Origin of the sequence: Nostoc sp. (genome assembly GCF_036917275.1) — a bacterium.
In the GTDB taxonomy this organism is placed as follows: Bacteria; Cyanobacteriota; Cyanobacteriia; order Cyanobacteriales; family Nostocaceae; genus Nostoc.
In genome coordinates this window covers 130,476-143,780 of sequence record NZ_JBALDF010000059.1, presented here as the reverse complement: position 1 = coordinate 143,780, position 13,305 = coordinate 130,476, and the positions used below count along the sequence as shown (strand labels likewise).

At 42.3% G+C, this 13,305-nt stretch carries 10 protein-coding genes; 5 read left to right on the top strand and 5 right to left on the bottom strand.

Annotated features, from left to right (window positions below; all coding sequences use genetic code 11):
• Window positions 1-50: 50 nt before the first annotated feature.
• Window positions 51-1,061, bottom strand: a complete 1,011-nt coding sequence (gene trpS, locus V7K35_RS22905; protein ID WP_335081917.1) for a tryptophan--tRNA ligase — start codon at window positions 1,059-1,061, stop codon at window positions 51-53.
• 233 nt (window positions 1,062-1,294) lie between these two features.
• On the opposite strand from trpS, the gene V7K35_RS22900 reads away from it, so the two are divergent.
• Entirely contained in the window at window positions 1,295-1,492 is a 198-nt protein-coding gene (locus V7K35_RS22900) for a hypothetical protein (protein ID WP_335081914.1), read from the top strand.
• 370 nt (window positions 1,493-1,862) lie between these two features.
• Window positions 1,863-3,443, top strand: a complete 1,581-nt coding sequence (locus V7K35_RS22895) for a B12-binding domain-containing radical SAM protein (RefSeq protein WP_335081911.1) — start codon at window positions 1,863-1,865, stop codon at window positions 3,441-3,443.
• Window positions 3,444-3,556: 113 nt separating this feature from the next.
• Here the strand turns inward: V7K35_RS22895 and V7K35_RS22890 are convergent, their stop codons facing one another.
• Together V7K35_RS22890 and V7K35_RS22885 are read right to left on the bottom strand one after the other, a co-directional pair.
• A complete protein-coding gene (locus tag V7K35_RS22890; protein WP_335081909.1) occupies window positions 3,557-4,423 on the bottom strand; it encodes a calcium-binding protein in 867 nt (288 codons plus the stop codon).
• A 112-nt stretch (window positions 4,424-4,535) separates the two neighbouring features.
• Window positions 4,536-5,795: a glycosyltransferase family 4 protein gene (locus V7K35_RS22885; protein ID WP_335081907.1), complete on the bottom strand. Its 1,260-nt coding sequence runs from the start codon at window positions 5,793-5,795 to the stop codon at window positions 4,536-4,538.
• Between the two features lie 336 nt (window positions 5,796-6,131).
• Between V7K35_RS22885 and V7K35_RS22880 the strand changes: the two genes are divergently transcribed.
• The gene (locus V7K35_RS22880; RefSeq protein WP_335082038.1) at window positions 6,132-6,857 is read left to right on the top strand and encodes a DUF429 domain-containing protein; all 726 of its coding nucleotides are present in this window, start codon (window positions 6,132-6,134) and stop codon (window positions 6,855-6,857) included.
• Window positions 6,858-7,120: 263 nt separating this feature from the next.
• On the opposite strand, the gene glgP is transcribed toward V7K35_RS22880, so the two are convergent.
• Together glgP and V7K35_RS22870 are read right to left on the bottom strand one after the other, a co-directional pair.
• On the bottom strand, window positions 7,121-9,685 hold the full coding sequence (gene glgP, locus V7K35_RS22875) for an alpha-glucan family phosphorylase (RefSeq protein ID WP_335081905.1): 2,565 nt from the start codon (window positions 9,683-9,685) through the stop codon (window positions 7,121-7,123).
• 563 nt (window positions 9,686-10,248) lie between these two features.
• A complete protein-coding gene (locus V7K35_RS22870) occupies window positions 10,249-10,572 on the bottom strand; it encodes a hypothetical protein (RefSeq protein ID WP_335081902.1) in 324 nt (107 codons plus the stop codon).
• Window positions 10,573-11,131: 559 nt separating this feature from the next.
• Here V7K35_RS22870 and V7K35_RS22865 point away from each other — a divergent pair.
• Together V7K35_RS22865 and V7K35_RS22860 are read left to right on the top strand one after the other, a co-directional pair.
• Entirely contained in the window at window positions 11,132-11,296 is a 165-nt protein-coding gene (locus tag V7K35_RS22865; RefSeq protein ID WP_179063512.1) for a hypothetical protein, read from the top strand.
• A gap of 973 nt (window positions 11,297-12,269) precedes the next feature.
• Window positions 12,270-12,971: an acyltransferase gene (locus tag V7K35_RS22860; RefSeq protein WP_335081900.1), complete on the top strand. Its 702-nt coding sequence runs from the start codon at window positions 12,270-12,272 to the stop codon at window positions 12,969-12,971.
• Window positions 12,972-13,305: the final 334 nt, after the last annotated feature.

Genomic DNA, 13,305 nt, shown 5'->3' with positions numbered 1-13,305 from the left:
AGAACTTCCATTTATTAAATGGTATAGCAAATCACACCTGAAGGGAAAACCTATAAAGGAAGAGAGTAGCCTAAAGCAGTTTTTACTTGTGATAAAGTTTGATTTGCGATCGCTCTAGCTTTTTCCCCTCCATCCCGCAACACAGACTCCAAATAGCCTTTATCTGCCGTTATTGACTGATATTTTTCTTGGATTGGCTTCAGGGACTCAATTATCGTGTCTGTCAATAATGGCTTAAATTGCCCCCAGCCCATATCCTGACACTCAACTACTACATCTTCCTTTCTCTTACCAGAAAGCAATGTATAGAGCGTTAACAAGTTATTACACTCTGGACGCGCTGGATCGTCGAAAGTCAACCCACGAATCGGATCGGTTTTACAACGCTTAATCTTGTATTGAATTTGCTCTGGTGGATCTAGCAAACTGATTCGGCTTAACTCCGAAGGATCAGACTTCGACATTTTGCGTGTACCATCTGCTAAACTCATTACCCTTGCCCCTTCCTTGCGAATCAAAGGGTCTGGTAACTTCAGAACTGGTTGATCTAGTTTACCAAATTGGTGATTTAACCGAGCTGCAATATCCCGTGTCAATTCCAAGTGCTGCTTTTGGTCTTCACCCACTGGCACTTTATCAGCTTGGTAAAGCAAAATATCAGCCGCCATTAGCACAGGGTAATCCAATAAGCCTGCACTCACATTTTCTCCTTGTTTAACAGCCTTTTCCTTGAACTGGATCATGTCTTGCAGCCAGTTTAGAGGTGTAATGCAGTTGAGCAACCAGGTGAGTTCACTGTGGGCCGAAACGTGGGATTGGACAAAGATGGTGGAGTGATTTAAATCAAGACCACAAGCTAGATAGAGCGCAGCGAGGGTGTAGGTATCAGCTGCCAACTGTTTTGGGTCGTGTGGCACTGTAATCGCGTGCAAATCAGCTACAAAAAGGTAATTCTCGTATTCGCTCTGACCTTCTACCCAGTTGCGAATGGCTCCCAAGTAGTTGCCTAAATGGTAATTGCCCGTTGGTTGAACTCCAGAAAGAACACGTTGCTTGCCCATAAATTTCAACTTAGTTATCTCAAATCCGCGCTAGTAAAATGGCGATGTCTGGTGACAAGTCGCAACTCTTGGAGACGCTCTTGCTAGCTTGCTTCTCCGCAGGAGTATGCGCCTACGCAAAACTCTTTTAATTTTGACATTTTCTAGGTCAACTCGCCGTTGCGCGATTATATATTTTAGCTGTTATACAAAAGCTTTCATAAAGGGTAGGTTAACTTTTGCAGGTCGAAACAATGGCATTGTTAGTCGATGCATTGGCATTGTTAGTCGAAACAATGGCATTGTCAGCCGATGCATTGGCATTGTTAGTCGATGCATTGGCATTGTTAGTCGAAACAATGGCATTGTCAGCCGATGCATTGGCATTGTCAGTCGAAACAATCGCATTGTCAGTCGATGCATTGGCATTGCAAGAGGTTGCTTTTACATAGCACGGCAATACAAATGGGCTTACAAAACAGAGGATGAATTGGGGCAAGCTCTTGAGGCAAGGGATGCTGGCGTTGCAGGGGGGAATTTTGGAACTTGTTATAATCATGCCGCTTTCTCTGCAACCCCTACAAAAGATATGGCAGTTGTTCGCTCCACAAATCCGCCATTAGATTTTATTACAACGGCAGTAAACCTGCTAACTAAGTAAAAAATCACCTTTGCCAATGCAAATGTCTATTTAAAGACAGATAGAGAAAGAATAGGGGTCGTGGGATGATTGTAGCATCATCTCTGCAATCACTATCCAAAACACAGATTTATCAAAAGTAAAAAATCTTCCAAGCAAAATTTAATTAGAGGACTACAGTAATGAAAGTACTCTTACTTTACCCGCGTTTTCCCAAAACGTTTTGGTCTTACGACGAATTCATGAAAATAGCGGGACTTAAGGCAGTTATTCCACCGCTAGGGATTCTGACTGTTGCTGCTATGCTACCAACAGACTGGGAAGTTCGGTTTTATGACCGCAATGTTAACCAAGAAACGGATGCTGATTGGCAATGGTGCGACATCGTGATTCTTTCTGCCATGCTTGCACAGAAAGAAGACTTTCTCGCCCAAATTCAGAAAGCAGCGCAAATGGGGAAAAAAGTTGCTGTGGGTGGCCCTTATCCAACCTCAGTACCAGAACCTGCCCATAAAGCAGGAGCTAACTATTTGATTTTAGATGAAGGGGAGATTACAGTTCCGCAATTTTTAGATGCGATCGCCAAAGGTGAAGAACAAGGAACCTTTCGCGCCCTTGAAAAACCAGATGTGAGCAAAAGCCCGATACCTCGCTTTGATTTACTCAAACGAGATGATTACTTAATGATGGCGATCCAGTTTTCTCGCGGTTGTCCTTTTGAATGCGAATTCTGTGACATCATCAATCTTTACGGCCGCAAACCACGTACCAAAGAACCCAGTCAAACCCTAGCAGAACTCCAAACCCTCTATGATTTAGGCTGGCGCGGATCTCTGTTCGTAGTGGATGATAACTTCATAGGCAATAAACGCAATGTGAAACGCCTCTTACAAGAATTAATCCCGTGGATGCAGGAACGCAATTATCCCTTCACCTTCATGACTGAAGCTTCTGTGAATCTGGCAGAAGATATTGAGCTATTAGAATTAATGGCTAAAGCTGGTTTCTACGCAGTCTTTTTGGGTATTGAAACACCCGATCAAGACAGCCTGCAAGCCACTCGCAAGTTTCAAAATACCCGCAATCCCCTCTTAGAAGCCTGTCGTACCATCAATCAAGCCGGGTTACTCATCTATGCAGGATTTATCATTGGTTTTGATGGAGAAAAAACTGGCGCTGGGGAGCGAATTCAAGCTTTTGTCGAAGAAACAGGCATTCCTCAACCAATGCTAGGTATACTGCAAGCCCTTCCTAATACTGCCCTCTGGGAAAGACTAAAAAAAGAGGAGCGATTATTAGAAGAATTTGGAATTTTGGAGCTGGGGGATCAGAATTCTTTAATGAATTTTGTTCCTACGCGTCCGATGGCTGAAGTTGCTAAAGAATATTTAGAGGCAATTTGGAGAATGTACGAACCCAAAAATTATCTCCGACGTTGTTTTGAACAATGCCTCAAGATTACACCTAATCCCCAACTACAACAGACAATGTATTTTCCTCCTGGCAAAGGACTGCGACTACTTGCACACTTGCTCTGGCGTCAAGGCTGGCAACGGCGGGAAATTCGGGGTCAATTTTGGCAACAGCTTTGGACTATCCTCCGTACCAAGCCCCAATTCGTAAATATGTATTTAGGTTTATGTGCTGCTGGCGAACATTTTTGGGAATACCGTCTTTTAGCTAGAGAGCGGATTACTGAGCAGTTAGGATTTGATCCGCTAGTCACGCCTACCCCCGTTGAAAAACCATTAGTCACAATTTAAGATTGCTATATTAGTTTTCACTTATTAGTTGATTATTAAGCGATCGCTAATGTGTTTTTATGGATAGCGATCGCATTAATCTTGTTCATAAAAACCAAACTCTTAAATTCGATTTACCTCTCTGCCAAACCCACCTGTCCCCCAATTAGCCCCAGAAATCCGGTTCCAAAGTGCTGAATCTCCAAAAAACTCGCTTGCTCCGGTGAGGTTTTGTAAACCCGAAATGTCTTCATAATTCCCAACGTGGCAGCACTTTCTAGAGGCCCAACAAAGCTAATATCGCGGTCGAGAAAATAACTTTGATTAGCCCAATGAGCCATCTGATTTGCATTCAAAAAGTAGCATCCTGCATGAGGATTGAGGGCACGACGAAAGGTAATTGGCACATTCATAATTGTACCCTTGAGTTCCTGTTGCTCCTGCACATTTTGAAAGGGAGCAGTTACTCGGAAAGCCAAATCCCCATCAATGTAAGCTTTCTGAACCAAACCGTAAGGGGAGACTTCATAACGATTTGGCTGGAGCAAATTTAAATCACCCGCTTGTTGCCTAAACCAGTTTAATTTTATAAAAAACCAAGGGTCATAAATAATTAGGTCATCTTCAATAAAGCAGTAATAATCATACTGACCGAGACAACTTTGTAAAACAGCTTGGCATTCAAATCCCAAAAGCAGAGGTTCTATATTACTAGAATGATGTCTATATAAATGGGATGGTAAAGGAAGCTGATTCAGAAGATGATTATCTTTGGTTGTACAAATAACAATATCTAGTTCGTGCGACTGGGGTTGGTTAGCAGGGAAAGCAAGTCGTTGAGCAATATCAATGATCCGTTGAGAGTTGCCAAATAATTGGTGTAAGGCGGTAAGGCTTTTAGTTAATGCCTGCAAGCGGGGTTGTGGGTCTTTGCGTTGGGAAGCATGACGACCCTCACCGCTAGGTTTGAAAAAATGGGCAATGGTAAAAATAATTCGCATTGAGGCTATTAATTTATTCTTTGTAAATATCCTAGTTTCATTAGTTTTTCCCAATCAAAAAACTTCAGTTTACCCCAATTAAACTTCGTGAAACTCAACCCTAACTACTCATCTAATTTCTGCCAAATCCTTTAGAACTTGGGCGCTTTTTCAAACTATCAGAACTATTACTAGCGAACATCCATTGCAAATGCTGTGGTAACAGTTTCGCTAAATCGTAATGCTTCAGAATTGTCTCTCGCGCATTCGCACGAATCGCTTGCATCTCCTGGGGATGATTCAGCGCCTCTTCAACGCGATTAGCAATATTCTGGGGAGAAAAGAAATCTACCAGCAGTCCATTCACCCCATCCTGTACGACTTCCAATACTGGCTGAGTCTTAGAAGCTACTAGTAAACATCCTGCTGCCATTACTTCTAACATTGACCAGGATAGAACAAAAGGACGGGTTAAATAAATATGAGCAGAAGAAGCTTGCAAAACCTGAAGATACTCATTGTAAGGAAGCCTATCTGTAAAGTGGAGCCTCGATAAATCCAAAGATAATTTTTCCAACATTAATTGTTTATAAGTCTGACCATCGGGGAGATTCTTCCCATAAGCAACCCTATCTTCTCCTACAACTACCACATGACATTTCGGTCTTCGCTGCTGAATTAGCGCTGCTGCTTCCATAAACTGCGGAAAACCTCTATAAGGTTCCATCCCGCGTCCCACATAAGTTACCAACTCTTCCACATGGGAAAGATCAAGATTTATTCTTGATAAAACTAACTTTGCGCCTGGTTTAGGAACAAAAAAATTGGTATCAATACCATCATGAATTACAGTTAGTTTGCTATGATACTCTTTAGGAAACTGCTGTCGCTGCCAATTCGTTGGAGAAAGGCCGCGATCGCAACTATATAAATCAGTCAAAATCGGCGTATTTTTCACGCGGATGCGGCATTCATCATCAGCATTCAGTGGTTCATTGGGATCGAAATCTGCATCCGAACCATGAGCGTGGTAAAACCACTCGAAATAACACAATAATTCGGCTTTGGGGAAAACATCTTTCATAAATAAAGTTGGTCCCCAACCAGAATGACCATAAACTATATCTGGAACGAAACCCTGAGCTTTTAAGTTTTCTGCCACGCGATAGATAGCCTGAGCAGTGAGAACAGCATTTTCCAGGTTGCGAACGTAGTGGTGGGTTTGGGGAGCAGCTTCACGAGAAGGAGTGTAAATAGCTTTATAAACGCCAGGTATTTCTCCTTCACGACGATTTGTCCCAAAGACGACTTTGTAATTAGGATTTTTACCTAAAACTGTCGCCAGGTTGCGAAATTGCGAGGGAAAATTGGGATGTAAAAATAAAATTTTCATTGGAATAATCTTGATTAATTTATCGAACAGAATTCAGGAGTCAAGAGTCAGAATTCAGCAATGTTTTCTGTATGACTGGCGGATGAATAATCGGCGTTTTTGCACCCCCACCAAATTTTCAATTTGGTGGTCTTCAATTCCTGCGCGGTCTGAATCCCTGACTGATTGATTCTGACTCCTGAATTCTGACTTCTGAATTCTTCTTCAATGGGAGATAAAATAAATTAAGACAAGCTGCTTAAGATTATAAGATTATTTACCACGATTTTTAGCAAGTAAATTTAGGTAAATGGTTGTCCAGAAATACGAAAATATTCGCAAATTCGTGTTATGACCATGAAATTTATTGGCATTGATTTAGGCTGGCGATCGCAACCAAGCGGATTGTGCTGTTTAGAATGGGTAGATGGACAACTACAATTGCTCGATCTAGACCGCAAAGATGCCATTGCAGACATCCTTATCTGGATTGATCAGAGTGTAAAACCAGATGAACCAGCTATCATCGCCGTAGATGCACCTACTCTCATACCCAACGCTAACGGGAGTCGCCTCCCCGACAAACTCAGCCACAAATACTTTGGTAAATATCATGCGGGATGCTACCCAGCTAATCAAAATCTACCCTTCGCAGAGCGCACCATCAACTTTGGTTTAGGATTAGAATCACGCGGTTTTGCACACGCCCCCACCATTGAACCGCAAAAACTTGGCAGATATCAAATAGAAGTCTTTCCCCACCCAGCAATTGTTAATCTATTTAACTTAGAACGTATCCTTAAATATAAAAAAGGACGCCTCAATGAGCGCCGTCTAGAACTAATTAAACTCCAAAATTATCTTCTCAATATTCTCCCCTCTCTTTCTCCTCCCGTGCTTCTGTACGATTCGTTTTTTGTGGAAATTCCGATCACAGGTGTAGCACTCAAAGCAACTGAAGATAAACTAGATAGCTTAATTTGCGCTTATGTTGCTGCTTATTGGTGGTATTGGGGAGAAGAACGTAATCTCGTATTAGGCGATCGCACTACCGGCTACATTGTCATCCCTCAAAGAATTTGAGCAAAGGCTTTGCATATGCTGCTTTAGAGTCCTTGCTTGTGATTTAGATATTGCGACGCGATCGCAATATCTTATATTGTACAAGAATCGCGATCGCTTACCAAAACGACTTGCATTAAGCAAAGCGTTTCTTTGTAAACTTCTCAAAAATTCACCCGATTCCAAGGTTTGTACCGATCACTTCTTTATTGCACAATAAAAGGCGTTGCTAAACTTAAATCAGCAACGCCTAATCTTGAGTATTTAAGAATTACTCACTACTCTTACTCTGCCCAAGCAATCAACCTTGGTTCATAAGCATTAGCCAGATTTTTATTTTTCGGCAATACACGCAAAGACAAGCCTTGCAAACCAGAAGCGGTATAAGTAATATTACCCGTGTAAATACCCAATTGCTGTCCATCCTCACCTTCGTAATCCATTACCACTGACACAGCGTTGACAATCTCACCGTTGGGATCGATCGCACCTTGATATAACTCCACCTGCACATCATTATTCGTCAAAGTTGCCAAGTCAACCTTGGCTTTGACTGTAACCGTTTGGTTAACCTCAATGTCCGAAACTGCCGATACATCAACATCTTTGATTTTGATGTTGAACCAGTGTTCACCCAGTTTTTCCTTCCAAGCGGCTAGTTCTTTAGCTGGGGCATAGTTATCAACACTCAGGGTATGATAGCGATCGCTAGCTGGGAAATAAGCTCGCCCGGCATACTCTCCTACCATCCGCGCTGTATTAAAGAATGGACAATTCAACCGAATTGCATCCTTCATTTTCGCAACCCACGGACGCGGTAAGCCATCAGTATCCCGATGTTCATAAAATAGCGGTACGACTTCCTTCTCTAACAACTCGTAGAGAGCATTTGCTTCTACTTCATCTTGGTAGTTGGGATCGTCGTAATTCTCTCCATGTCCAATTGCCCAGCCTGTGCGGACGTAATCAGCTTCATCCCACCAGCCATCTAGTACACTTAAATTCGGCAATCCATTCATTGCCGCTTTCATCCCGCTAGTACCAGAAGCTTCCCGTGGACGACGTGGTGTGTTTAACCAGATATCGCAACCTGCAACCATCAACCGAGAGATGTGAATGTCGTAATTGGGAACAAACACTACCTGTTTTTCTAAATCTTGTTCGCGGATAAAGTGATTGATATCGCGGATGAGTTCTTTACCTGGAATATCCTTGGGATGTGCCTTACCAGCAATCACAAATTGCACTTTCCGGTCTTTGTTAGCCAGCAGAAGCCGCTTAATGCGATCCAAATCACGCATCCAGAGGGTAGCGCGTTTATAGGTGGCAAAGCGACGAGCAAAGCCAATGGTGAAAGCGTAAGGATCTAAAACTTCTTGGGCTTGGATAATTTCGGAAGCAGAAGCGCCGCGATCGCTCAAATGCTTAACCAAATGATCCCGCACATACAAAATCATATCTAAACGGCAGCGTTCGTGATTGCGCCACAACTCCTCATCGGGTATAGCGTCCATCCGCTCCCACAATGGACTATCTGGTGGTGCTGATGACCAATTTGGCCCCAGGTAGCGATCGTACAATTCTTGAGTAGATTTCGCCACACAACTTCGAGCATGGACACCATTAGTAATGGCTGCGATCGGCACTTCCTCTACAGGCACATTCTTCCACAAACCCTGGAACATTTGCCGCGACACCACACCATGCAGTTGTGCAACACCGTTAGAAAATGTGGCCATCTTCAGCGCCAGCACCGCCATACTGAAAGGCCCAGATAAATCGCCTGTATTCTCGCGCCCCAGTCCTAAAAATTGCTCTTTGGGCAACTCAAATATCTCTGCATAGTACCCCAGGTAGTACAACATTTTTTCGGGAGCGAACAAGTCAATCCCCGCTGGTACTGGCGTGTGGGTGGTAAAGATATTGCTGGAAGACACCACCTGTTTAGCTTGGGCATAATTCAGTCCCTCTTCCTGAATCAGCAAGCGGATGCGTTCTAGGGCGGAGAAGGCGGCGTGACCTTCATTCATGTGGTAGGCAGTGACTTTCAGCCCCAAAGCTTTGAGCATTTGCACACCACCGATCCCCAGCATAATTTCCTGGTGGATACGCATATCGATGTCGCCACCGTACAGCTGATCTGTGATGTCGTGGTCGTAAACATTGTTGGGTTCAATGTTGGTGTCCATCAAATATAGGGGCACCGTTCCCACCTGGACGCGCCAAACTCTAGCATACACCTTGCGTCCTGGATAATCTACCGCAATCCGCAGTTCTGAACCATCAGCATTGCGCTCTAGATGCAAGGGCATATTGTAGAAATCATTGCTCAGATAGCGTTCCTGCTGCCAGCCATCGGCATTGAGATACTGAGCAAAGTAGCCTTGCTGATAGAGTAAACCTACACCTACAAGCGGTAGACCCAAGTCACTGGCAGATTTGAGGTGATCTCCCGCTAGAACCCCCAAGCCCCCAGAATAGACGGGTAAACAATCTACAAGTCCAAATTCAGCCGAAAAATAGGCGTAGCATTCTTTTGGTTTATGCTCCCGTTGTTTCTGATACCAGGTACGCTCTTGCAAATAATCTTCTAACTGACGATCAGCTCGATCCATTTGCGCTAGGAAGCCTTCATCTTCGACAACTTCCAGAAGCCGCGATTGAGAGATAGTACCCAACATTAACACTGGGTTATGATGGCTAGACTCCCACAAGTCAGAGTCTAAGCGACGAAATAAATCTTTAGTGTCAACGTTCCAATCCCAGTGCAAGTTCTGTGCCAGCCGCCGTAGTGGTTCGAGTCGCGGTGGTAGTGAAGGAGATACATTAAATGTGCGAATTGGCTGCATAGGTTGGCAAAACTCCAAGTTTAGCTATGGTTATTGTTTACTCTCTTTACCAATGTTGCCAATTCTTTATACTGTATTTTGTGAAAAAGCGATGACTTTGTTAAGCATTGAGAATTATTCTTTACCTCGTTGCTAAAGTTTACACCAAGGTGTTTCTAATTCTATGCCTTACCCTCAGCCATGTACTTGGTATATTAAGATTTAATCATTTACTGGCACTGGATCACTTAAAATAAATCTAGTTTTGAATAAATAATTTATATTTTTTTTAGTATTGCTTCTGGGGATCAATTCTACGGTCTTAGCTGAGGGTAAAAATTCCCTATAGCTGTATCCAGGAAAATTAAATTTTTAATTATTTTTTAATAAAATGGCGCTGGCGAAGAAGCAGTGTCAGAAGGCAGGGGGCAAAAAGCAGAAGGTAAACCTCATAAATAATCGCATGAAAACTTTACCAAGCAATTAACCAGGAAAAGCGATGCCTGCGGCGGGCTACGCCGACGCTAACTACTTGGTATAATTTTTGATCTTAAATCAGGAAAATAACTTCTTAGCGTGTTATTTTACGCGCCTAATGAAGGCTGATCTTTGGTATTTTTTGTCATTGACAAAGCCACAGCTGCTGCATAAGCAATCTCCGCTGCCATTTGATAAGCAAGTTTGATACTCGATGAAGTGTCTTTAGCTTTAGGAGAGAGGGAAGCTTTTTTTCGGCGCGACTCTTGCTTGACATCACCCGCCACAATAGCCCGCTGTAAAATGATCCAGGCATCTAGGTCTTCTGAGTCATAATTACTTTGAAGTTGCGATCGCAGTTGATCTTCAGCTACAACACTCAGATAGCCGATAGTTAGAGCTTCTTCGACAATTTCTTTAATTAAAGCCATAATTTGAACCAAGTGTGTGAGTTAAAACCGATACCTCAATTTGAGCAATTTGATGTTGTTCTGTGGACTTCTCCTGAAAACTAAGCTATGTTTTAGCATTCTCTCGATAAAATTAAATTTATAATGAGTAGTGCCAAGCACGCATCACCCGCTTGGATCACCCGAATGGGTGATTTACAAATGTTTTAGATACAAGTAATAGACGAGAGGAATATTTTTAGCATTTCGAGGAAGAGGGTGTCATAAGTATAGTAGATATCATTCTGAGTTGAACGCCCAATCATAAAATAACTTGGACAAGCAACGATAGAAATATGAACAGAAATGTCAATTAATCGCTTACAGCATTTTTCAACTTCCCATCTTCAATGGATTTAGTCTAAGTGTATAAAATTATTTTAGGTAGCGAACGCTCTAGTAAAAAAGTTAATTTATTTCCATTATTCTCATCAGTAAGCAACCCGGAAATCAACTTATTTCTTGAGAGTGTTCCACTAAAAATAAAATGTGTTATCGTTAAAAACAATTGTTATTAAAAACCATTCATGTAATTACAAACGTGAACTGGTTAGTCTGTAAATCATCTGTGTGCAACATGATTGGAGCAGCATACTCTAGAAATTCGTTGCAAGAAAGCCGTCATAGCAGTCGGGGAAGCGCTTACTTGTTTGCACCGATGGTTAATTTCAATGTGATGGCTGATGTGGGAGATAATCCACCCTAATTGGGTTTTATTTGGGCAAAAATACCCAAAATAATCCAACAATAATTACATTGTCATGCTAGGCAGAAATTTTATCTAAACTTTAAATATAGTCTAGTTAAATGTATTTTTTGTTGCAAAATAGCTTGTGGAACTGAGTTGTTTAAAAAGACTAAAACTGCCTGAGAGAAAGTAGCTTCAAGGCAAACAACTCCATCCCTAGTTGCGTAACAAGCTTTTCAAATTTATCGGATAACCAAAACAGTAGCCTATCTAAACCAGCAAATTTACCCATCAGATAATTTAATCGTCTGATATTTGACTCTGCAATGCACTGATATTGTTTGATTAATTGAACTGGTAAAAAAGAAGCAAAATTGTTATGTGCCTTGACTGTGCCAATTTTAGATTTTAGATTAAAGGATTGAAGAATTAAAGCCTCGACTACTTCGACGCCGACTCCATCGAGCGACTTGTGTTGAGGGCAGTCGTTGGCGCAGCCTCTCGAAGAGAAGCAAGCCGAGATTCTCAGTACAAGTTTGCTCGGCTTTAACACTGAGCGACTTGCCTTGAGCGTACCCCTACGGGGAAGCTACGCGCAGTGTCTCCAAGAGTTGCCGAGGTAAAGGAGCCGGAGTGTTATAAATTACTTTGGTTCATGCCCCACACTCAATCTTGCTGGGGTCAATCCAAAATCCAAAATCCAAAATTGATAGACTGGTACAAAAGCTTCTAGAGACCCAAATCAATTGTGTATATCAATTGAGTAATTCTATCGCACCTAAATTAAAGAATTGCTCACATAGTCAAAGCTAGACTCTGGTTTTCCAAATGTTGGAAAACCATTTAAAAATATGGGTAAATTTCGGTAATACTGCCAACTTACCTGATGTATTAACAAATACAAAATTTATTGGTATTAGTAGAAGATTAGGATACAGCAAAAACAACTTTCAATACTGTCAACAACAATTGATTGAAGAGATATGTAGCCATGCATAACGAGCAATATGTTTCAAAATTGCAGCGCGTGCAAGAACTTTTAGTAACTACTGTGTTAGGGGATATTCCTACACTCATTCTGGGTCCGAAGTTGCGTAATTTGGGATATCGTAGTATTTTTGCTCAAATAGGCAGCCCAGTTTACATTCAAAATGGTGTTGAATTTAACGGTACTTATTGTATTGAGATAGGCAGTGGAGTATATATTTTTAAGGGTGTACGGATGGATGCTAGAGGACACAAAAATAATAGAATTCATCTAGGAAATAGAGTTGCTATTGAGCGTAACGTTGATATAGGGTCTTTGGAAGATACGTGTATATATATAGATGAAGACACCTTCATTGCTCCCAACGTGTGTATTGAAGGACCAGGAGACATTAAAATTGGCAAACATTGCATGATTGCTGCCCACTCAGGGATATACGCCAATAATCATAATTTTGCTGATCCGATGGAGCCGATTAAATACCAAGGTGTTACTCGCAAGGGAATTGTGATTGAGGATGACTGTTGGCTAGGGCATGGAGTAACGGTATTAGATGGGGTTACTATCGGTAAAGGCAGTATTATTGGTGCGGGAGCAGTTGTCAATAAAGATATTCCTCCTTTCTCCGTTGCTGTGGGCATACCTGCACGAGTAATCAAAAACCGAATTGACAAAGACCTAGCAAAAGTTCAAGCCGAAAAATAGGGCATTGGGGAGCCACTGCCCCCTTGCGCGTCTCACGCCACTTGACGCCAGTCCGCTCAAGTCGCCAGACCCGCCCACACGGCTGGCTCCTCTACTTGGGAAAACCCCTCTGAGCGAGTGCCTCCTTTTCTCACATTGCCAGAGGCTAGCGCCTGCCGTAGGATGCCCGAACGCAAGAGCGTCTCTTGTCTTGAGAAGGGCTGTAGGGAGAAGCAAGTGGCGTCATGGGGCATTGGGAATATTAACTATCCCCTGTAAGCTATAACCTGTTAACTTTTTTGGGAAACCTTTGCCGTTAGTTAACGTCACAACAGTAAACAGTCTCTGAGTTATT